This window comes from Kushneria sinocarnis (assembly GCF_003633775.1).
GTDB classification, from domain to species: domain Bacteria; phylum Pseudomonadota; class Gammaproteobacteria; order Pseudomonadales; family Halomonadaceae; genus Kushneria; species Kushneria sinocarnis.
This window is the reverse complement of the sequence record NZ_RBIN01000002.1, coordinates 45822-67051: the sequence shown is the minus strand read 5'-3', so window position 1 is coordinate 67051 and position 21230 is coordinate 45822. Positions and strand designations below refer to the sequence as shown.

General features: G+C 64.7%; 20 protein-coding genes. 12 read left to right on the top strand and 8 right to left on the bottom strand.

Annotation, left to right across the window (positions count from 1 at the left end; genetic code table 11):
* Nucleotides 1-3: 3 nt before the first annotated feature.
* The 4 genes from rsmA to C7446_RS02855 all read left to right on the top strand — a co-directional run bounded on the left by rsmA (nucleotide 4) and on the right by C7446_RS02855 (nucleotide 3212).
* Nucleotides 4-813 carry a 16S rRNA (adenine(1518)-N(6)/adenine(1519)-N(6))-dimethyltransferase RsmA gene (gene rsmA / locus C7446_RS02870; RefSeq protein WP_121171134.1) on the top strand — a complete coding sequence of 270 codons (810 nt, stop codon included), beginning with the start codon at nucleotides 4-6 and terminating at the stop codon, nucleotides 811-813.
* Nucleotides 814-877: 64 nt separating this feature from the next.
* Complete coding sequence (locus C7446_RS02865; protein WP_121171132.1) at nucleotides 878-1726, top strand: symmetrical bis(5'-nucleosyl)-tetraphosphatase; 849 nt, start codon at nucleotides 878-880, stop codon at nucleotides 1724-1726.
* A complete protein-coding gene (glpE, locus tag C7446_RS02860) occupies nucleotides 1723-2070 on the top strand; it encodes a thiosulfate sulfurtransferase GlpE (protein WP_121171130.1) in 348 nt (115 codons plus the stop codon). Before C7446_RS02865 ends, glpE begins: the two co-directional genes overlap by 4 nt.
* Nucleotides 2067-3212, top strand: coding sequence for a tRNA nucleotidyltransferase/poly(A) polymerase-related protein (locus tag C7446_RS02855; protein WP_281272324.1), 1146 nt, complete (start codon nucleotides 2067-2069; stop codon nucleotides 3210-3212). Before glpE ends, C7446_RS02855 begins: the two co-directional genes overlap by 4 nt.
* Nucleotide 3213: 1 nt before the next feature.
* Here C7446_RS02855 and folK read toward each other — a convergent pair whose 3' ends face one another.
* Genes folK through tsaD form a run of 3 tightly spaced genes read right to left on the bottom strand, consistent with a single transcriptional unit; the run spans nucleotide 3214 to nucleotide 5161 of the window.
* Nucleotides 3214-3732 (bottom strand): 2-amino-4-hydroxy-6-hydroxymethyldihydropteridine diphosphokinase, encoded by a 519-nt coding sequence (gene folK, locus C7446_RS02850; RefSeq protein ID WP_121171128.1) that lies wholly within the window; start codon nucleotides 3730-3732, stop codon nucleotides 3214-3216.
* Nucleotide 3733: 1 nt separating this feature from the next.
* The gene (gene folB, locus C7446_RS02845; RefSeq protein WP_121171126.1) at nucleotides 3734-4093 is read right to left on the bottom strand and encodes a dihydroneopterin aldolase; all 360 of its coding nucleotides are present in this window, start codon (nucleotides 4091-4093) and stop codon (nucleotides 3734-3736) included.
* A gap of 24 nt (nucleotides 4094-4117) precedes the next feature.
* Complete coding sequence (gene tsaD, locus C7446_RS02840; protein WP_121171124.1) at nucleotides 4118-5161, bottom strand: tRNA (adenosine(37)-N6)-threonylcarbamoyltransferase complex transferase subunit TsaD; 1044 nt, start codon at nucleotides 5159-5161, stop codon at nucleotides 4118-4120.
* Nucleotides 5162-5450: 289 nt separating this feature from the next.
* On the opposite strand from tsaD, the gene rpsU reads away from it, so the two are divergent.
* From rpsU to rpoD, 3 genes are all read left to right on the top strand, one after another.
* Complete coding sequence (gene rpsU, locus C7446_RS02835) at nucleotides 5451-5666, top strand: 30S ribosomal protein S21 (RefSeq protein ID WP_019952611.1); 216 nt, start codon at nucleotides 5451-5453, stop codon at nucleotides 5664-5666.
* Between the two features lie 278 nt (nucleotides 5667-5944).
* Nucleotides 5945-7801, top strand: coding sequence for a DNA primase (gene dnaG, locus C7446_RS02830; RefSeq protein WP_121171122.1), 1857 nt, complete (start codon nucleotides 5945-5947; stop codon nucleotides 7799-7801).
* Between the two features lie 194 nt (nucleotides 7802-7995).
* Nucleotides 7996-9858: an RNA polymerase sigma factor RpoD gene (rpoD, locus tag C7446_RS02825; protein ID WP_121171120.1), complete on the top strand. Its 1863-nt coding sequence runs from the start codon at nucleotides 7996-7998 to the stop codon at nucleotides 9856-9858.
* 153 nt (nucleotides 9859-10011) lie between these two features.
* Here the strand turns inward: rpoD and C7446_RS02820 are convergent, their stop codons facing one another.
* Nucleotides 10012-10926: a LysR substrate-binding domain-containing protein gene (locus C7446_RS02820; protein WP_121171118.1), complete on the bottom strand. Its 915-nt coding sequence runs from the start codon at nucleotides 10924-10926 to the stop codon at nucleotides 10012-10014.
* A gap of 150 nt (nucleotides 10927-11076) precedes the next feature.
* Between C7446_RS02820 and C7446_RS02815 the strand changes: the two genes are divergently transcribed.
* Entirely contained in the window at nucleotides 11077-12450 is a 1374-nt protein-coding gene (locus C7446_RS02815; RefSeq protein WP_121171116.1) for an L-serine ammonia-lyase, read from the top strand.
* Between the two features lie 6 nt (nucleotides 12451-12456).
* Here the strand turns inward: C7446_RS02815 and C7446_RS02810 are convergent, their stop codons facing one another.
* Both C7446_RS02810 and C7446_RS02805 read right to left on the bottom strand, forming a co-directional pair.
* Entirely contained in the window at nucleotides 12457-13356 is a 900-nt protein-coding gene (locus C7446_RS02810; RefSeq protein ID WP_121171114.1) for a LysR family transcriptional regulator, read from the bottom strand.
* 16 nt (nucleotides 13357-13372) lie between these two features.
* Nucleotides 13373-14755, bottom strand: coding sequence for an amidase (locus tag C7446_RS02805; RefSeq protein WP_121171111.1), 1383 nt, complete (start codon nucleotides 14753-14755; stop codon nucleotides 13373-13375).
* A 393-nt stretch (nucleotides 14756-15148) separates the two neighbouring features.
* Here C7446_RS02805 and gbdR point away from each other — a divergent pair, with 393 nt between their 5' ends.
* Nucleotides 15149-16270 carry a choline metabolism transcriptional regulator GbdR gene (gene gbdR / locus C7446_RS02800; RefSeq protein ID WP_121171109.1) on the top strand — a complete coding sequence of 374 codons (1122 nt, stop codon included), beginning with the start codon at nucleotides 15149-15151 and terminating at the stop codon, nucleotides 16268-16270.
* Between the two features lie 21 nt (nucleotides 16271-16291).
* On the opposite strand, the gene C7446_RS02795 is transcribed toward gbdR, so the two are convergent.
* Both C7446_RS02795 and C7446_RS02790 read right to left on the bottom strand, forming a co-directional pair.
* Nucleotides 16292-16648, bottom strand: a complete 357-nt coding sequence (locus tag C7446_RS02795) for an AzlD domain-containing protein (protein ID WP_245977628.1) — start codon at nucleotides 16646-16648, stop codon at nucleotides 16292-16294.
* A complete protein-coding gene (locus tag C7446_RS02790; protein ID WP_121171107.1) occupies nucleotides 16648-17178 on the bottom strand; it encodes an XRE family transcriptional regulator in 531 nt (176 codons plus the stop codon). Before C7446_RS02790 ends, C7446_RS02795 begins: the two co-directional genes overlap by 1 nt.
* Before the next feature lie 218 nt (nucleotides 17179-17396).
* On the opposite strand from C7446_RS02790, the gene C7446_RS02785 reads away from it, so the two are divergent.
* The 3 genes from C7446_RS02785 (at nucleotide 17397) to C7446_RS02775 (ending at nucleotide 21212) form a co-directional block, all read left to right on the top strand.
* Nucleotides 17397-18386, top strand: a complete 990-nt coding sequence (locus C7446_RS02785; RefSeq protein WP_121171105.1) for a dipeptidase — start codon at nucleotides 17397-17399, stop codon at nucleotides 18384-18386.
* A gap of 198 nt (nucleotides 18387-18584) precedes the next feature.
* On the top strand, nucleotides 18585-19127 hold the full coding sequence (locus C7446_RS02780) for a DUF5943 domain-containing protein (protein ID WP_121171103.1): 543 nt from the start codon (nucleotides 18585-18587) through the stop codon (nucleotides 19125-19127).
* Between the two features lie 24 nt (nucleotides 19128-19151).
* Nucleotides 19152-21212, top strand: a complete 2061-nt coding sequence (locus C7446_RS02775) for an oxidoreductase (protein WP_121171101.1) — start codon at nucleotides 19152-19154, stop codon at nucleotides 21210-21212.
* The last annotated feature ends 18 nt before the right edge of the window (nucleotides 21213-21230 follow it).

Sequence of the window (21230 nt, the reverse complement as noted above, 5' to 3'; positions counted from 1 at the left end):
AGCATGGCAAACTCTCCCGGCCCCCAGCGGGCCCGCAAGCGTTTCGGTCAGAACTTCCTGCGCGACGAGCGCGTGATCACCCGAATCGTCAAGAGCATCCAGCCCCGCTCCGGGGATCGACTGGTCGAGATCGGTCCCGGTCAGGGGGCCCTGACCGGCGCCCTGCTGGCGGCCCACGGCGAGCTGGATGCGATCGAACTCGATCGCGATCTGCTGGCCGGATTGCGCACGCAGTTTTTCAATTATTCCGGCTTTCGCCTCCACGAGGGGGATGCCCTGCAGGTGGATTTTGCCGAGCTGCGCGGGGATGGGGCACCATTGCGCGTGGTCGGCAATCTGCCCTACAACATTTCCACGCCGCTGATCTTTCATCTGATCGCCGCCGGTGATGCGATCCGCGACATGCATTTCATGCTGCAGCGCGAGGTGGTGCAGCGGCTGGCGGCCGAACCCGGCAGCGGGCAGCGGGGGCGGCTTTCGGTGATGGCTCAGTATTACTGTCAGGTCATGGCACTGTTCAGCGTGCCGCCCGAGGCCTTCGTACCGCAGCCGAAGGTGGAATCGAGCATCGTGCGACTGGTGCCCTGGCAGGAGAAACCCCATGCCGCCGAGGATGAAGCGCTGCTGGCTGAGCTGGTGCGACGCGCCTTTACCCAGCGGCGCAAGACCCTGCGCAACAATCTCGGGGGCTGGATTACAGGCGACACCCTGACGGCGCTGGCGATCGATCCGGGACGTCGTCCCGAAACCCTGACGGTGGCCGAGTTCGTGGCGCTGGCCAATCATCCGGCAGTCACACTATCTGCTTCATGAGGGCCGCACGGCCGGCAGGGCGCATCGGGCCTCTCACGCATCCGACCCGAAAAGGGAGTAACGCATGACGACCTGGGCAATCGGCGATCTGCACGGCTGCTGCCGCGAATTCGATGCCCTGCTCGAGAAGATCGAGTTTCAGCCGGGCCGCGATCGGCTCTGGCTGACCGGTGATCTGATCAACCGCGGTCCGGAATCGCTGGAGTGCCTGCGCCGGGTGCGCGAACTCGACGAGAGCGTCGAGGTGGTGCTCGGCAATCACGACTTCCATCTACTGGTCGTGGCGCACGGCCATGGCAGTGAAAAGTCCCGCGACACGCTGCGGCCGATCATCGAGGCGCCGGATGGTGCCGAACTGCTCGACTGGCTGCGGCGTCAGCCGCTGCTGGTACACCAGACCTTTGATGCCGACCGCGCCGCGGGGCGCACGGCAACCGTGATGACGCATGCCGGGCTGCTGCCGCAGTGGTCGCTCGAGCGTGCTGCAGCGCTGGCCGCCGAGGTGGAAAAGAACCTGCGCAGCGACGCCTTCTTCGAGCTGCTGCCCGAGCTCTATGGCAATGAACCGGCGTTGTTCGAGGAGCATCTCACGGGCTGGCCGCGGCTGCGGGTGCTGATCAACATTCTGGCCCGGATGCGCTTCATCGATGCCGAGGGGCGGCTCGACTTCAGCGCCAAGGAGGGGCTGGACAGTGCGCCCGAGGGGTTTCACCCCTGGTTCTGTTATCCGCGTCCGGACCGCCTGCGCCTGATCTTCGGCCACTGGGCCGCGCTGGAAGGCGATACGCCCGGCGCACGCACCGAGGTGCGCGCGCTGGATACCGGCTGTGTCTGGGGTCGGTCATTGACGGCACTCAATCTGGAAACCGAGGATCGGGTCAGTGTTCCGGCCCGACAGGAAGAGTCTTCATGAACTTCAGTCATCTCGATCAGCTCACGCTTGCAACGTGGCTCGATGAGCAGCGTCCGCTGGCGCTGGTCGATATCCGCGATCCCCACAGCTTTGAAAGCGGTCATATTCCCGGCAGCCAGCGCCTCGACAACACCAGTGTGGGCGATTTCATCGACCGTACCGCTGCGGAGCAGCCGGTGGTCGTGGTCTGCTACCACGGTCACTCCAGCCAGCAGGCCGCCGGCTGGCTGGCCGGTCAGGGCTTCCGGGAAGTCTACAGTCTCGATGGCGGCTTTACCGACTGGCAGCATCGTCATCCCGAACGGGTGGCAAGCGGCCGTGATGATGAGCGGGAGCCGTCGTGAGCTGCCCCCCGCTCGATGACCGGCCCGATCCCGCGACGCACGGACTCGAAATGTACTGTGTGGGCGGGGCGGTGCGGGATGCCCGGCTGGGGATCGACAGCGTTGACCGGGACTGGGTGGTGGTCGGGGCGACCGTCGAACGGATGCTGGCCCGTGGCTTTCGTCAGGTCGGGCGCGACTTTCCGGTGTTTTTACATCCCGAGAGCCATGAGGAATATGCCCTGGCGCGGACCGAACGCAAGTCCGGCCGGGGATATACCGGCTTCGAGGTGCATGCCGACCCCGGGGTGACGCTGGAGGAGGATCTGCGTCGGCGTGATCTGACCCTCAATGCCATGGCCTGCAGCGTGCAGGGTGAACTGATCGATCCCTTCGGCGGAGCGGCGGATTGTGACGCCGGATGCCTGCGCCATGTGTCCGAAGCCTTTGTCGAGGACCCGCTGCGCGTGCTGCGCACCGCGCGGTTTCTGGCGCGTTTCGCACCGCGGGGCTTTTTCATTGCCGAAGCGACCCGGGCGCTGATGCTCAGCATGGTGGCCCGGGGCGAGATGCGCGATCTGGTGGCCGAGCGGGTATGGCAGGAGACGGCACGGGCGCTGGCGGAAGCCTCGCCGGAGGCGTACTTCATGGCGCTGCACGAGTGTGGTGCGCTGTCGGAACTGATGCCGGCGCTGGCCGATCATGAAACGCTGGCCATCGGCCGGCTGGCTGCGGGGGCTCCGCCAGCGGACGCCATGCAGCGTTTTGCGCTCTTCACCTCGGTGCTCGAGGAAGCGACTCTCGAGACGCTGTGCGAGGCGCTGCGGGTGCCCAATGGCTGGCGGGAGGAGGCCGTACTGCTGGTGCGCAGTCTGGCCTGGCTCGAGCGGGCGGAGGCATTCACGCCAGAGGCGGTGGGCAGCTGGCTGCAGGCGATCGATGGCTGGCGCCGTCCCGAACGGGTTTCGCGGGTGCTGGACACCCTCGCGCTGCTGTGGCCCGAAGTGGACCGTGCATCGCTGGAGCAGGCGCATGCTGCCGGGCTGGCGGTGTCGCCGCAGACGCTGATGGCCGAAGGCTACCGTGGCGGCGAGCTCGGCCGCATGATCGGTCAGCGGCGCCGGGAAGCCCTGGCCGCGGCGCTCGGGGCCGGGCCGCAATAGCTCAGTCGGGGGATGAAATGCACTTCCCCTGCCACTCGAAGTGCACCGGCCAGAGACGCTGTTCTGCGCAATCGAAGGCCCGCCAGAGCTCGGCAAAGGAGCGGCCGTCGACGGGATGCTGTCGTTGCGGACACAGTTCGGCGAGCGGCCACAGCACAAAGGCATTGTGGGTGATCTCGTCGCGGGGCAGGCTGACCCCGTCGATGACGCCGATCCGGTCGTCGACCAGCAACAGGTCGATATCCAGGCTGCGGGAGCTGAACTTCGGTGCATCGGGCCGACGCCCCCGGGCCTTCTCGAGTGCCTTGCTCCAGCGGGACAGCTCACCGATGGTGAGCTCGGTCTCGAACCCCACGACCAGGTTGTAGAAGTTGCGCTGGCTGCTGAAGCCCACCGGTTCGCTTTCGAATACCCGGGATACGGCCAGCGCGCCGAAACGGGCCTGCAGGGCATCCAGCGCGGCACACAGGTGATGGTGACGATCGATGTTGCTGCCGAGCCCCGTCAGCACCTGACTCATGTCACTGCTCCCGTCGGCCGCGCTCGATGCGTACGCCCACGAAGGCGGCGTCGGCCACGGCGCCCGGCTTGCGCAGGGTCAGGCGTAGCCAGGCGACGCCGAACTCCTGCTGCAGCAGTGTCGCCATGCGTTCGGCATAGGTTTCGGCCAGCTCGAAACGGTGCTCGCGGCAGAAGCTGCCGAGACGCTTGCTGATGGCGGCGTAGTCGAGGGTGGCGGCCAGTTCATCGTCACGGGCGGCACGGGTGATGTCGCAACCCAGTTCCAGATCGAGCAGCAGCCGCTGGTGGATCTGCTGCTCCCAGGCGTAGACGCCGATGACGGCTTCCAGCGCCAGTCCCTCGATCAGTACGGTATCCATGAAACTCTCCCCGGGGCGGTGGCGTCAGACGGCAGGGGTGGTCAACGGGGCCGTCAGTTCATGCAGCGGCCAGCGGGCGACCGCGCGCATCGGGCCGGGGTCGCGCTCGCCTGCCAGCAGGCGCTGGGTGCCGGCATAGGCGATCATGGCGCCATTGTCGGTGCAGAAGCGTCCCCGGGGGTACCAGACCCCGGCCCCGCGTTTGGCCAGCGCGGCCTCGAGCCGCTGGCGCAGGCGCTGATTGGCACTGACGCCGCCGGCGGCGACCAGCCGGGTCAGGCCGGTCTGCTCCAGGGCGCGGCGGCACTTGATGACCAGCGTGTCGATTACGGCCTCCTCGAAGGCCCGGGCCACGTCGGCACGATCCTGCTCGTTGACCCCGTGTGCGGCCTGCAGCTGACGCAGGGTTGTCAGGGTATGGGTCTTGAGGCCGGAGAAGCTGAAGTCGAGCCCGGGACGATCGGTCATCGGCCTCGGGAAGCGAAAGCGTTCGGGATTGCCCTGTTCGGCGAGCCGCGAAACGTGCGGGCCGCCGGGGTAGGGCAGCTCGAGCATGCGTGCCGTCTTGTCGAAGGCCTCGCCGGCGGCATCGTCCACCGATTCTCCCAGCAGCCGGTAACAGCCGATACCACGCACCTCGACCAGCTGGGTATGACCGCCGGAGACCAGCAGGGCGACAAAGGGGAACTCGGGCCGGGTCTCTTCCAGCATCGGCGCCAGCAGGTGGCCTTCCATGTGGTGAACGCCCAGCACCGGTACCTGCCAGGCCCGGGCCAGGCCATGCGCCGTCGACGCGCCCACCATCAGCGCACCGATCAGGCCGGGGCCGGCGGTGTAGGCGATGGCATCCACGTCGCCACGGCGGAGGCCGGCTTCCGTGAAGATCTGCTCGATCAGTGGCAGCAGACGGCGCACATGGTCGCGCGACGCCAGTTCGGGGACGACGCCGCCGTAGACGGCGTGCAGATCGGTCTGGCTGTGAAGCGCATCGGCCAGCAGCCCGTGTTCGCTGTCGAACAGGGCAACACCGGTTTCATCGCAGGAGGTTTCGATGCCCAGTACGCGCATGGCCTCGCTCTCCGGAAATGGCGTGATGCCGTCCAGGCGAACGGCAGTGATCGAGGCGCATTCTACCCGCTGGACCCGCTCGCGTCAGCGCCATGCCGACGTTTGCAGTCAGCAGGGCTTGCGGGTACAATATCTGCCCTTGCAAGCCGGGCTGTGCATCAAGGCCGCGTCATGGCCCTTGCACTGCAGTCGCAGCAACAGCGCATGCGATGTGAGTGCTCCCGGACCGTTGATGACGGTATTGAGCACATTCATGACTGAAACGTTACCTTAAGGTGGTGATTGCTTAATGCCTTCTGTCAAAGTACGTGATAATGAACCGTTCGACGTAGCGCTGCGGCGCTTCAAGCGCTCCTGTGAAAAGGCCGGTGTGCTTTCCGAAGTGCGCCGTCGTGAGCATTACGAGAAGCCGACAGCCGAGCGCAAGCGCAAGGCAGCAGCTGCCGTGAAGCGCCACGCCAAGAAGCTTCAGCGTGAGCGCAAGCGTTTCGAGCGGATGTACTGATCAGCTGATCGGTACGGCGTACGAGAAGCGGTCGCCCGCCGCTTCTGGAGGGATGACAAACGGCCGCTCTAGCGGCCGTTTGTTTTTTACAGAGGCTGTTCGTTTTTGCGGAAGCCGGATCATCATGCATGCCTTCGCCGGTTCGTGTCGGCTTCAGCGTCCGGTGTGACGCTGCAGTGGCAGACATGCCCGTATGAGTGAGCATGGCGGATTGATCGTTCGGATAACCATGATCGAATCGGCCCCTGATACCGGTTCGCTACATCCGCGGATGCATCATGGCTGGCAGGATTCCACAACGCTTCATCGATGACCTTCTGGCACGCTGCGATATCGTCGATATCGTGGGCGAGCGCGTGCGTCTGAAGAAGTCGGGACGCAACCATTCCGGACTGTGTCCCTTCCACCAGGAGAAGACGCCTTCCTTTACGGTCAGCGCCGAACGCCAGTTCTATCACTGCTTCGGCTGTGGTGCCGGGGGCAACGCACTGCGCTTCATCATGGAGTACGAACGGTTGACGTTCCCCGAGGCCGTCGAGCAGCTGGCGGCCCGGATGGGGCTGGAAGTGCCTCGCGAAGGGGAGAGTGAAGTCTCCCGCGAGCGCTCGCGGGAGCAGGCCCGGCAGCGTGAGGAGGCGGTCAACCTGCTGGAGCGGGCCAGTCGCTTCTATCATCATCAGCTGTGGCAGGGCGAGAGCGCGCCGGCCATGGAGTACCTGCGCCAGCGCGGGGTTTCCGATGAGGTGGCCGAACGCTTTGCCATCGGTTTCGCGCCACCGGGCTGGGATAACCTCAAGCGCCATCTGAATGAGCACGGCGTCGATGAGTCGGTTCAGGTCGAGTACGGTCTGCTGGTACAGAAGGAGGAGACCGGACGCAGCTGGGACCGTTTCCGCAATCGTCTGATGTTTCCGATCCGGGACTGGAAGGGGCGCACGATTGCCTTCGGCGGTCGGGTGCTGGGCGATGACAAGCCCAAGTATCTGAACTCGCCGGAGTCACCGGTCTTTCACAAGGGGCGCGAGCTCTACGGTCTCTATGAAGCGCGCCAGGCGTCGAGCCGTCTCGAACGCGTGCTGATCGTCGAGGGCTACATGGACGTCGTGGCGCTGGCCCGGTTCGGTGTCAACAACGCGGTGGCCACGCTGGGAACGGCCACTTCCGAGGAACACCTCAAGCGATTGTTCCGGCTGGTCGATGAAGTGGTGTTCTGCTTCGATGGCGATGAAGCCGGTCGCCAGGCCGCCAGACGGGCACTGGAGACGGTGCTGCCGATGATGATCGATGGGCGGCAGGCACGCTTTCTGTTTCTGCCCGAGGGCGAGGACCCCGATTCGCTGGTCCATGCCGAAGGGCGCGAAGGCTTTGAAAATCGCGTGGTCTGTGCCGGCTCGCTGTCCGAATTCATGTTCGAGCAGGCGGCCCAGGGGCGCGACCTCGGCCGGCTCGAGGATCGCGAGCGCTTTGCCAGTGCCGTGCTCGCACACGTGGCGCAGCTGCCGGAAGGGATGCTGCGTTCACTGATGCTGCGGGAGCTGTCACAGCGCAGCGGCCTCGAAGTGGACCGGCTCGAGGCCCTGATGAGCGGCTCGGCTCACGACATGCCCTCCGAGCCGCCAGCCGGGCAGGGCGGCGAAGGCTCCCGCACGGCGCCGGCGGCCGGCCGCTCGTGGCAGCCACGACAGTCGGGTGCCTCCGGCCGGGACAACCGTCTGTCGCTGCCGGCCCGGGCACTGCACCTGCTGATCCATTCGCCCGGGCTGGTGCAGCAGCTGCCGGAGGGCGTCGACTGGTGCCCGGAGGGTGATGAAGGCCAGCTGCTGGCAGAGGTGGTTCAGCTGTTGCGTTCGGGTGGGTATCGCTCTCCCCAGGTGCTGCTGGCACACTTTCACGGTACTGCCGAGGGCGAGCAGCTGCTGGCCCTGATGCGCCGGGAGCTGCTGATTCCGCGCGATCGGCGCGAGATGGAGCTCGAAGGCCTGGTGGCGCGCTTTCGCCATGACAGTTCGCAGCGCACGCCCGAGCGCGAGCTGCAGGCGCTGCTGGACAAGGAACGGACGGGTGAGCGGCTCAGTGACGAGGAAAAACAGCGGTTTCGCGTGCTGATCAGTGAGCTGGGGGGTAGCGGGGGTTGAAAACCCGGAACTGCGCCATATTAAAAATGTCAAAGACGCTCGAATCACGAGCGTAACGGATAAAGCTAACACACCTGGATGCAGTAGCAAACGGTTTGGTGGCGTTAATTCCACCGTTCACTATACTGATCTGACAGTGCGACCGTCATGGTAATCGCGTTCAGGTGCTTCACTCTTCTTCGAGATAGGTTTCTATGGCTGGAATGACACAGCAGTCACGTCTGAAGGAGTTGATCGCGCGAGGAAAGGAACAGGGTTTCCTGACCTATGCCGAGGTCAACGACCATCTGCCTGAAGATATCGCCGACCCCGATCAGGTCGAGGACATCATCGGCATGATCAACGATATGGGCATCAATGTCGTTGAAGAGGCGCCCGACGAAGACACCCTGATGATGTCCGACCAGTCGCCGGATGAGTCGGCTGCCGAAGAAGCCGTGGCAGCGCTGGCTGCCGTGGAAAGCGATGTCGGCCGGACCACGGACCCGGTGCGCATGTACATGCGCGAGATGGGCACGGTCGAGCTGCTGACCCGGGAAGGCGAGATCGAGATTGCCAAGCGTATCGAGGAAGGTACGCGCCAGGTCATGGCGGCGCTGGCCTACCTGCCGGGGGCGGTCGACTCGATCCTGGAAGCCTACGATGCCACCCAGGACGAGGAGGCGCCGGGCCGGCTCTCCGATCTGTTCTCCGGTTTCATCGATCCCGATGAGGGTGTGCCGGGTGTAGCGGAAGTGGAAGAGCCGGCGCCCGAGCCTGCCGAGGTCGAAGGCGGCGAGGTCGATGACGACTCCGACGAAGAGGACGCTGACGAGGATGACAGCGAGGAGTCGTCCGGTGACAGCGGTCCCGATCCGGAGCTGGCGCGGGTGCGTTTCGAGCAGCTGCGCGAGCAGAACGAGCGCGTACGGGCGGCGCTGGAAGAGCACGGGCTGAATTCGAAGGCGGCCACGGCCGAGCAGGATCGGCTGGCCGAGCTGTTTGCGCCCATCAAGCTGGTGCCGCGCCACTTCGAACGGCTGGTCGGCCAGATTCGGCTCAGTGTCGGGCAGGTGCGCGATCAGGAAAAGACCATCATGCAGACCGTGGTCAAGCGCTGCAAGGTGCCGCGCAAGACCTTCATCGCCTCCTTCCCGGGCAGCGAAGCCGATACGCAGTGGCTGGATCACTTCATCGAAAAGAACGGCAGGTACGCCGAGGCGCTGGAAAGCTGGCGCAGCGAGATCCTGCGCGCCCAGCGCAAGATTGCCTTCGAGGAAGAGCTTGCCCAGCTCCCCGTGGCCGACCTCAAGGAGGTCAACCGGCGGCTGTCGATCGGTGAGGCCAAGGCACGTCGGGCCAAGAAGGAGATGGTCGAGGCCAACCTGCGTCTGGTGATCTCGATTGCCAAGAAGTACACCAACCGCGGGCTGCAGTTCCTGGATCTGATCCAGGAGGGCAACATCGGTCTGATGAAGGCGGTCGACAAGTTCGAGTATCGCCGGGGCTACAAGTTCTCGACGTATGCCACCTGGTGGATTCGCCAGGCGATCACCCGCTCGATTGCCGACCAGGCGCGCACCATCCGCATTCCGGTGCACATGATCGAGACCATCAACAAGCTCAACCGGGTTTCTCGCCAGATGCTCCAGGAAATGGGGCGCGAGCCGACACCGGAAGAGCTGGGTGAACGCCTCGAGATGCCGGAAGACAAGGTGCGCAAGGTCCTCAAGATCGCCAAGGAACCGATCTCGATGGAGACGCCGATCGGTGACGATGAGGATTCGCATCTCGGCGACTTCATCGAGGATGGCACCATGGTATCGCCGATCGATTCGGCGACCGGCGAGGGGCTGATCGAGGCGACCCGCAACGTGCTGGGCGGCCTGACTGCCCGCGAGGCCAAGGTGCTGCGCATGCGGTTCGGCATTGACATGAATACCGACCACACGCTGGAAGAGGTCGGCAAGCAGTTCGATGTGACCCGCGAACGTATCCGTCAGATCGAGGCCAAGGCGCTGCGCAAGCTGCGTCATCCCTCGCGCAGTGAAGCCCTGCGCTCCTTCATCGAGGAGTAGGCTTCACTGTCGGATCAGGGCTTCGGCCAGGTCCGCCAGCAGGATTCGTTGCCAGAGGGGCGCTCCATGGAGCGCCCCTTTTTTGTGCACTGCCGGTCAGGCCGGCTGATGACCCATGCGCACCCACCGATAAGCCTTCGGAGCGGCAGGCGTTCAGCCCGGTCGTTGCAGCTCCTCGAGCAGCCAGTCATGTACGGCGCGGATCCGGGGGTCATCGAGGGCGCCCGGCGGATGAATGATCACGTACTGCTTGCCGGTGGCGACGCGCTCGCTGAAGGGGGCGATCAGCTGGCCGGAAGAGAGCTCGTCGCTCAGCAGCGTGCGCCGGGCAATCGCCACCCCCATGCCGGCAATGGCCGCGGCCATGGTGAGATCGTGGCGATTGAAGGTATAGCCGCGCTGCACATTGAAAGCCGGTGCCCCAATGGCCTCGAGATAGGATTCCCACTCGGCGTGATCGCTGCTGCCTCGCCAGGCGGTGACATCATGCAGCAGCGGGTACCAGGCCAGATCGCTCGGGCGGTGCAGGATGGGTCGGCCGCGCAGCAGCGAGGGCGCGCAGACCGGGAAGATTTCCTCGGCCATCAGCGGCGTGGTACGCATACCCGGATAAATGCCGTCACCCAGATCGATGGCGAGATCGAAATCCCCGTTGGCCAGCGACTGACTGCTGTCCTCGGCCTGCAGGCGCAGATCCAGTTCCGGCAGGCGGGCCCGCAGCCGGGGCAGCCGCGGCATCAGCCATCTGGCCAGAAACGAGGGCAGGGCCCGCAGCCGGATCTCGCCGCTCATCAGGCTGCGCGACAGGCGTTCGATCTCCTGATCCACCTGGCCATAGGCCTCGATCACCACCCCGGCCAGCCGCTGCCCCTCGGCCGTCAGCGAGAGCCGACGATGGTGACGATGAAACAGCCGGAACCCCAGCCGTGCCTCGAGCTGCTTGACCTGCTGGCTGACGGCGCCGGTGGTGATATGCAGTTCACCCGCTGCCTGGGTAAAGGAGAGACAGCGCGCTGCCGCCGCGAAGACATGCAGTCCGCCGTGCATGGCGCCATTGAGTCGTGACATGACGGCCTCTGATGGATGGTTTAGTTTTACTAAAAGGTCGCTTAGACAATATCGCTTGAGGCAGCGGCCGTCAGCCCCGAATCTGTCATGACTATCCGTTGATTTCCCATGGTGGTTTAGCTCCACTTACAATAAATCGGGAGTAATGACATGCCCATCAGCGTCTTCGAACTGTTCAATATCGGCATCGGCCCCTCCAGTTCCCATACCGTGGGGCCCATGCGTGCGGCATGGCGATTTCTGCAGGACCTGCAGCAGCGTGCGGCACTGGAGCGGGTCAGCGGGCTGGAGATCCATCTGCACGGCTCACTGGCGGCGACCGGTCAGGGACACGGTACCGATCGGGCCGTCATCATGGGGCTGATGGGCGAGCAGCCGGATACCATCGAACCGGCGATCATCGAGCCCTGCATCGAGGAGCTGCTGGAGTCCCAGACCCTGCGACTGGACAATCGCGTCACCATCCCCTTTCTCTGGGGGCGCGACCTGCACTGGTCGCCGGAGCCACTGCCCTGGCATCCCAACGCGCTGACGCTGGTGGCGCATCTCGCCGGTGACACGGTGTTTTCCCAGACCTGGTACTCGGTCGGCGGTGGTTTTGTCATCGAGGCCGGAGAGATCGATCCCGAGGCCCCGCTCGAGGGCGAGGTCGAGCTGCCGCATGAGTTCGACAGTGCCGATGAGCTGCTGAAACTCTGTCAGCAGCACGATCTGAGCATCGCCGAACTGATGATGGCCAACGAGCGGGCGTGGCGCAGCGAAACGGAGATCCGCAGCGGTCTGCTCACCATCTGGCGTGCCATGCAGGCGTGTGTCGAGCAGGGGCTGCATCGGGAGGGCGTACTGCCGGGCGGGCTGAACGTACGCCGCCGGGCACCGCTGCTGTATCAGCGGCTGCAGCGCAATGAGCGCAACCTGATTGCCACCACCTTTTCGGCCATGGACTGGGTCAATCTCTATGCGCTGGCGGTCAACGAGGAGAACGCCGCCGGCGGGCGCATGGTGACAGCGCCCACCAATGGGGCAGCAGGGATCGTACCGGCAGTGCTGCACTACTGGATGCAGTTCGAGGAGAGTGCCTGTGAGCGTGGCGTGGTGGATTTTCTGCTGGCCGCCGGGGCGATCGGCATCCTGTGCAAGAAGAATGCCTCGATCTCCGGTGCCGAAGTGGGCTGCCAGGGCGAAGTCGGCTCCGCCTGTGCCATGGCCGCGGCCGGGCTGGCCGAGGTGATGGGTGGCACCCCCGCGCAGGTCGAGAATGCCGCCGAGATCGGGCTTGAGCACAATCTGGGGCTGACCTGCGATCCGGTCGGTGGGCTGGTGCAGGTGCCCTGTATCGAACGCAATGCCATCGCATCGGTCAAGGCGATCAATGCTGCCCAGTTTGCGCTCGGCGGTGACGGTACGCACTTCGTCTCGCTGGATCGCGTGATTCGCACCATGCGCGATACCGGTCGCGACATGCAGAGCAAGTACAAGGAGACCTCCCAGGGCGGATTGGCGGTCAATGCCATCGAGTGCTGAGCGGGGTCACTCACCCGGCAGTACCGGAGCTACCGGCGTTGCCATGCGTTCGACCAGAAAATCGACGAACTGACGCACGCGTGACGAGGGCTGGCGATGGCGGGGATAGACGATCCAGGCACCGGTGTGCGGATAGCGAAAGGCTTCGAGCACGCACTCCAGCCAGCCCGTTTGCAGATGCTCGCCGATCAGGTCCTCGGGCAGCTGCGCCAGCCCCATCCCGCGGGTCACGGCGTCCAGCATGGCGCGTGACGAGTTGGCCTGCCAGCTGCCGGTGACCCGCGGCTCCCGGCGCTGGCCGTGCACTTCGAACAGCCAGTGGTCGTCGGCGCCGGCCAGACAGTTGTGCCGGGCCAGATCATTCAGGGCCATCGGGCGGCCGTGACGTTCCAGATAATCCGGGGTGGCGACCACCTGAAGCCGGCGTTCGCACAGGCGACGGGCGATCAGGGTGGAGTCTTCCAGCACGCCGATCCGGATGCCCAGATCAAATCCCTCGCCGATCAGATCGACTGCCGTATCGGTGAAGGTCATCTGCACTTCAAGCATGGTGTGGGCGTTGGCGAACTCGTTGACCAGCGGGGCGATATAGCGTTCGCCGAAGACCGGCGGTGCCACGATCCGCAGGGTGCCGCTGGGCTCGTCACGCAGGGTGCGCACCGCCTGTTCGGCCTCGGCCAGGCCGCTGAGCATCGGCTGACAGCGATCGAAATAGAGCTGACCGGCATCGGTCAGATGCAGGCGACGGGTCGTACGGTAGAGCAGGGGCACGCCCAGCTGCTGTTCGAGCTGACTGATCAGCCGGCTCACGTGTGAGGGCGATACCTTGAGCTGACGGGCCGCCTGGGAAAAGCTGCCGACCCGGGCAACCTCGATGAAGGCTTCGATACGATCCCAGCGCTGCATGACGTGTCCTGTTCCGTTACCGAGGTGGCCATTCGGCCGTGACCAGCTGTTCCACCACTGCTGATGTCTGCAGTACCCGCTGGTCCTCGCCACCGGGGCAGGCCACCATCAGGCCCAGCGGTAGCGGCATCTGCGGTGACTGAAACGGCAGTGATAGCGCGCAGGCGTCGAGATAGTTGAAGACGTTGGTATGGCGCAGGGCGCGGCGATTGGTCTCCATGAACAGGGCCCGATCGCGCTCCAGCGGCGCCCGGGCGGGAGGCAGCAGGGGCGTGGCAGGCAGCAGCACGCCATCGAAGCCGACCAGATCGCGCTGAAAGCGCTGCTGCAGCGTCGTGCGGGGCCAGAGCCGTTCGAGATAGTCACGGGCGCTGGTGGTCAGACCGCCGCCGAGACGCTCGGCGACGATCGGATCGAAGCGCTCCGGCACTGCTTCCAGCCGCTCATGGTGCAGGGCAGCGGCTTCCGGGACCACCAGACCGCCGCGGGCGTTGATGGCCACGGTGTCCTCGATGGCCGTAATGGGCAGCCGCTCGAGCCGGCAGCCGTGTGCTTCAAGACGCGCACAGGCGTGCTCGAAGGCGTCGCGGACCGCATCATCAAGCTCCTCGAAGAGGGCGCCCTGCGGCAGCGCCAGGCGCAGCGGGCGCGGCGAGGCATCCAGCACGGGGCACTCCCTGCCGCTCAGTGCGGCCCACAGGCGGGCACAGCACTCCACGGTGGGAGCGATGGGGCCGATACAGTCGAGACTGGTCGACAGCGGCCAGGCCCCCTCGCGTGGCACGCTTGCCTGGGTGGGCTTGAAGCCGGTGAGGCCGCAGAAGGCCGCCGGTACGCGCAGCGAGCCGCCGGTATCGCTGCCCAGGGTGGCGGCCGCCAGACCGAAGGCAACCGACGCCGCTCCGCCCGACGTCGAGCCGCCGGGAATGCGGTCGCCATCGAAGGGATTGGGGGGTGTGCCGTAATGCGGATTGAGCCCCAGGCCGGAGAAGGCGAACTCGGTCATGTTGGTGCGCCCGAAGGCCAGCGCCCCGGCCCGGCGCAGCCGGCTCACGGCCGGGGCATCGCGCTCGGCCGGCGGTTGATCGGCGAGCACCTTCGAACCGGCCCGGGTGATTTCGCCGCGCACATCGAAAAGATCCTTGAGGCTGACCGGTACGCCCTCGATACCGCTGCCGACCGGCTCGAAGCCTGCCGAGGCGGCCTGCTCCAGACGCTCCAGATCAGGGTCGAGAAAAATGGTATCGCGGGCCGAATGGTTGCGAATGCGCTCCGCCAGCGCCCGGGTGGCCTGACCGGGAGAGAAATCGCCACGCTGCCAGGCAGCAGTCAGCTCGGCCAGCGAGCGCCGGCGTGGCGGACGTTGCCAGAATTCGTGGGCCTGTGCCAGCTCCGTCATCACCCTGTTTCCCTGCCCCTGCAATGGTTGAACCGGCCGCCGGTTATTGCGGTGGCCCGTCCGATGGCGGCCGCTGTCGTGAACGGAGTCGGTCAGTGCCGCTCACGGGTACCAGGGCCATGTCATGACAGCGTCATACTGTACTCATGGTGCCGCATGAAATGCGCTCGCACCATCCTGCCCTTGCCGCTCGGCCGGGACCGACGGCCCCGTCCCTTGAGTATCCGTTCAATTATTGCAGTACAGCAATGATGATTTGCGTCAGGATTGCCAATCGATGCGATGACACACCGGCCATGGCAGGCATAGTAGAGCCGTGTGCAGGGGCCATTTCGGCTGCGACACAACAATAACAATCGATGCCGTTCGAGACGGCTTGTGGAGGTTCCCTTGATGGCAACGAATGACAATATTTCCGTCTCATCGGGCGATGTCGGTTCCAGGCCCCAGACGGTCGGCTTTCTGCTGCTGAACGACTTTACCCTGGTCTCGCTGGCCTCGGCGGTGGAACCACTGCGCATGGCCAATCAGCTGGCGGGGCGGGAACTCTACTGCTGGTACACCCTGACCCTGGATGGTGAAGCGGTGCGGGCCAGCGATGGCCTGTCGATCACGCCGGATGGCATGGCCTCCCAGATTGCCGAGCTGGACATGGTGGTGGTCTGCGGGGGCGTGGGCATTCAAAGCAGCGTGACCCGGGCCCACGTCAACTGGCTGTGTAGTCAGGCCACGCCGGCGCGCCGGCTGGGCGCGATCTGCACCGGCAGCTGGGCGCTGGCGGCTGCCGGCCTGCTCGATGGCTACGAGGCCAGCGCGCACTGGGAGTGCCTCGCCGCCATGCAGGAAGCCTTTCCGCGTACCATGCTCTCTACCCGGCTCTATTCGATCGATCGCGATCGTTTTACCTGCACCGGGGGTACGGCGCCGATGGACATGATGCTCAATCTGATCTCGCGTGATCACGGTCGCGAGCTGGCTGCCGGCATCTCGGAGATGTTCATTTGCGAGCGCATGCGCAGCGAGCAGGACCAGCAGCGGGTGCCGTTGCGCCACATGATCGGGGCCCGTCAGCCCCGGCTGCTGGAGATCGTGTCGCTGATGGAGGCCAATCTGGAAGAGCCGATCACCCTCGATGAGCTGGCCCGTTACGTCAATGTCTCGCGGCGTCAGCTGGAAAGGCTGTTCCAGCGCCACCTGGGCTGCTCGCCGTCGCGGTACTACCTGAGCCTGCGACTGGCACGGGCGCGTTCGCTGCTGCGTCAGTCGGCCATGTCTGTGATTGACGTGGCAGCCGCCTGCGGCTTTGTCTCCACCCCGCACTTTTCCAAGTGTTACCGCGAATCCTTCGGGGTCTCACCGCGTGACGATCGCGGGGCGACCATCCGCATGCAGCGTCTTGAACCCCTGCCGAGAGCGGTCAAATCGGGCGGGGAACGGCTGACGCCGGTCAGTGCCGCGGCACTGGCACTCGACCATGCGCGGGGGGAACCGACCTACGCCAGCCTGGCGGTCTGACTGAATGCCTGCGCTGATGAGTCAGCCACCCATCAGCGCAGTCACCATGCCGAACACGGCCACGCCGGCCGGTACGGGCCAACCGAGCGAACGGGTGCGATACCAGACCAGTGGTGTGGCACCTGCTCCGGCCAGCGTGGAAAGCCAGGCCATTGGCTCGTTACCGCTCGGTACCAGCGCGTGTCCCGGTAGTGCGGCAATCATGAGCGGCCCAAGCCGGCCCAGCCAGCGTGGCATGGCGTCGTGTCTCGCGTCCCTTGCCCGGGCATGCAGCCGTGCCCGGGCCCAGAACAGCGGCAGCAGTCTCATCATCAGAGTGCCCAGGGCATCGCGCATGCCACCCCGCCAGGGCTTCATGGTCATGCCCTCAGCGCTCATCAGCGAGGCCTCCGCGGGGCATGGAGGATGGTGATCAGCATCGCGACCGGTTGATCGCCGGCTTCGTAGAGATGTTCGCAATCCGCGTTGAACTCAAGCGAGTCGCCAGCGTCGAGTTCCGCTGGTGCTTCGGTAGGACCCACCCGAATGTGGCCATGAATGACCTCGACCCGCTCGCGGGTATGGGGCGTATGCGCTTCGGCAATACGACGGCTGTGCGGATCGCAGTGCATCAGATAGGCATCGACCGGACAGGCATCATCAGTTCCCTGTTCGAGCAGGGTGACGCGCATGCCGCTATCGATCAGGGCGCCTGCCGCCGGGGCGACCAGGGTGCCGAAGGGCACTTCCAGTTGCCGGGCCATTCGCCAGAGTGTATCGAGCGTGGGATTGCCGATCCCCTGCTCGATACGCGAAAGATTTGATTTGGCAATCCCGGCCCGCTCGGCCAGATGGGAAAGCGACCACTCGCGCTGCTGCCGCAGACAAGTGATGCGTTCGCCCAGTGCCTTCAGGGCGTGCTCTTCCATTCAGGGGCTCCTGTGGTCAGATTGTTCCTTTAATCGAACGTTTTATATATGGAACAGCCTGGCGTCAAGTCGACGCGTGATTGGCCATGACGCTTTCGGAACACCGGGGTGTCGCTTTTGTTGGTCGGGTGTCTCCGAGTCAGCGATATGCTGCGACGAACATGAACTGCCCGCCGTTCAGCGGGTATGCCTGCCATCCGCCCCGGAGGAATTTCGTCATGGCCACCGCAGCTGCCACGTCATCGCTTCATGATGACGCCATCGTGATTGATGGCCTGATCATCGCCAAATGGGATCGCGAGCTGTTCGAGGACATGCGCAAGGGGGGGCTGACCGCGGCCAACTGCACCGTCTCGGTGTGGGAGAACTTCGAGGCCACCGTGAACAACATCGTGTCCGTCAATGCCCTGATGCGTGAGAGCAGTGACCTGGTGCGCCCGGTACAGACCACCCGGGACATTACCCGCGCCAAGGAAGAGGGCAAAACCGGCATCATTCTCGGTTTCCAGAATGCCCAGGCCTTCGAGGACCGGCTGGGCTATGTCGAGATCTTCAAGAAGCTCGGCGTGGGCATCGCCCAGCTCTGCTACAACACCCAGAATCTGGTGGGCACCGGGTGCTATGAGCGTGACGGCGGCCTCTCCGATTACGGCCGGGAAGTCATCGGCGAGATGAATCGGGTGGGCATGATGTGCGATCTCTCGCATGTCGGTGCCAAAACCTCCGAAGAGGTCATCCGCGAGTCACGGAAACCGGTCTGCTACTCCCACTGCCTGCCGACCGGCCTCAAGGAACATCCCCGCAACAAGTCGGATGAGGATCTGAAGTTCATCGCCGATCATGGCGGCTTCGTCGGCGTCACCATGTTCACGCCGTTTCTGAAGGCCGGCGTCAACGCCACCATCGAGGATTACGTCGAGGCCATCGTCTACATCATGAATATTGTCGGCGAGGATGCCATCGGCATCGGTACCGACTTCACCCAGGGCCAGGATGCGAACTTCTTCGAGTGGCTGACCCATGACAAGGGCTATGCCCGTCGGCTGACCCGCTTTGGCGAGATCATCAACCCGAAGGGGATCCGCACCATCGGCGAGTTTCCCAACCTGACCCAGGCCCTGCTCGATCACGGTCTGTCCGAGACGGTGGTCCGCAAGATCATGGGGGAGAACTGGATGCGGACCTTGCGTGACGTCTGGGGCGAATAAGCCTGACGAGCCGGCTGCACGTCGCGAATACGGCGTTGAAGTCTGCCGCTTTCTGCTTATGGACAACCCGGTCCACTGCGCGATACCGACAGACTTCGCCTTGTCTTCGCCAGCTCGCTCGGCTCCTCGAGCGTCGTGGAAGATTCGGCTCGTAGCGCGTCACTCGCCAGCCAAAGAACAATTTTCGAGGTATCCGATATGACCCTGACGGCTCCCGAACTGCCCATCAGCGTCGACAGCGAAACCGGTATCTGGACCACCGATGCGCTGCCGATGCTCTATGTCCCGCGGCACTTCTTCATCAACAACCACGTGGCGGTGGAGGAGGCCCTGGGCGTGGAGACCTACGCCCGGGTGCTCTATGACGCCGGTTACAAGTCCGCCTGGCACTGGTGCGAGAAGGAGGCCGAGCAGCATGGCATCGAGGGCGTGGCAGTCTTCGAGCACTACATGCATCGGCTTTCGCAGCGTGGCTGGGGTCGTTTCATCACCGAAGAGATCGATCTCGAGCACGGTATTGCACGGGTGCGTCTGGAACACTCCTGTTTCGTCTATCAGCTCGGCAAGGTCGAGCGGCGGGTCGAGTACATGTTCACCGGCTGGTTTGCCGGTGCCATGGACCAGATCCTCGCCGCGCGTGGCAGTCCGCTGCGGACGATAGCGGAGCAGACCCAGAGTGCGGCGGAGACCGGCTGCGAAGTCGGTTATTTCGAAGTGATGCCGAAAGCAGCACCGGCCTGACGGGTCGGACGATCGAGGTGTGCCATGGCTTATGAAACCCTGCTCAAGCCGATTCAGATCGGCAACCTGACCATACGCAACCGGGTAGTCAGTACCGCTCACGCCGAGGTCTGTGCCACCGAGGGCGGCATGACCACCGATCGCTACGTGCGCTACTACGAAGAGAAGGCCAAAGGCGGCTGCGGACTCTGTATCTGCGGCGGTTCCTCGCCAGTGTCGATCGACAGCCCGCAGCAGTGGTGGAGTTCGGTCAGCATTGCGACCGATGAGATCGTGCCGCATTTTCGCAACCTGTCCGAAGCGGTGCATCGTCACGGCGGCAAGATCATGATCCAGATCACCCACATGGGGCGGCGTTCGCGCTGGGATGGCTTCAACTGGCCCCATCTGCTGTCGCCGTCGGGGATCCGCGAACCGGTCCACCGCGCCACCTGCAAGACGATCGAGGAGGAGGAGATTCATCGGGTGATCGACGACTTTGCCCAGGCGGCACGCCGGGTGAAGGAGGGCGGTCTCGATGGCATCGAGCTCTCCGCGGTGCACCAGCACCTGATCGACCAGTTCTGGAGTCCGCGGGTCAACAAGCGCACCGACCAGTGGGGCGGCAGCTTCGAGAATCGCATGCGTTTCGGCATGGAGGTGCTGAAGGCGGTGCGCGCTGAAGTGGGTGACGATTTCTGTGTGGGCATGCGCATCTGTGGCGACGAGTTTCATCCCGATGGCCTCGGTCACGAGGACATGAAACAGATCGCGGCCTGGTACGATGCCACCGGCATGCTGGACTTCTTCGGCGTGGTGGGCTCGGGGTGCGATACCCACGACACCCTTGCCAACGTCATTCCCAACATGTCCTATCCGCCCGAGCCCTTCCTGCACCTGGCCGGTGGCATCCGGGAAGTGGTGTCGGTACCGGTGATTCATGCCCAGAACATCAAGGATCCGACCCAGGCCAATCGCATTCTCGAGGGGGGCCATGTCGATCTGGTGGGCATGACCCGGGCGCACATCGCCGATCCGCATCTGATTGCCAAGATCAAGGCCGGCGAGCCGGACCGTATCCGCCAGTGCGTTGGCGCCAACTACTGCATCGACCGTCAGTATCAGGGGCTGGATGTGCTCTGCATCCAGAATGCGGCGACCTCGCGCGAGTACATGGGGCTGCCGCACGAGATCGAACGCAGCGACGGGCCGCCGCGGCGGGTAGTCGTGGTCGGCGGTGGCCCCGGTGGCATGGAGGCCGCTCGCGTGGCGGCCGAACGCGGCCATTCGGTGACCCTGTTCGAGATCGAACCGCAGCTCGGCGGGCAGATCACCATTGCCGCCCGGGCGCCCAGTCGCGATCAGATCGCCGGCATTACCCGCTGGTACGAGATGGAGCTGGCCCGGCTGGGGGTCGATCTGAAGCTGGGCACGCGGGCCGATGACGCCATGATTCGTGACCTGCAGCCCAACGTGGTGATACTTGCCAACGGGGGCAACTCCTTTACCGATCAGGTGCCGGAGTGGGGTGCCACCGATGGCCTGGCGGTATCGAGCTGGGACATTCTCCGGGGCACGGTCGAGCCGGGGCGCAATGTGCTGGTCTATGACACCACCTGCGAATTTGCCGGCATGTCGGTGGCGGACTATCTCGCCAGCCACGGCGCCCAGGTGGAGATCGTCACCGACGATACCAAGCCGGGCGTGGCCGTCGGTGGCACTACCTTTCCCACCTACTACCGCAGCCTCTACGAGAAGTCCGTGGTGATGACCGGTGATCTGGGCCTGCAGAAGGTCTACCGCGAGGGCGAGTCACTGGTCGCGCTGCTGGAGAACGAGTACACCGGCGAGCAGGAAGAGCGGGTGATCGATCAGGTGGTCATCGAAAACGGCGTACGTCCCGACGAGACGCTCTACTACGCGCTGAAGCCCCGCTCGCGCAATCACGGTCAGCTGGATCTGGAGGCGTTCTACGCGGCCCGGCCGCAGCCATGCCTGGCGCATGATGAAGGGGATTATGCGCTGTTCCGGATCGGGGACTGCGTGTCGCCGAGGAATACGCATGCGGCCATCTACGACGCGTTGCGCCTGTGCAAGGACCTGTAGGAAAGCCATTGCGCTCGG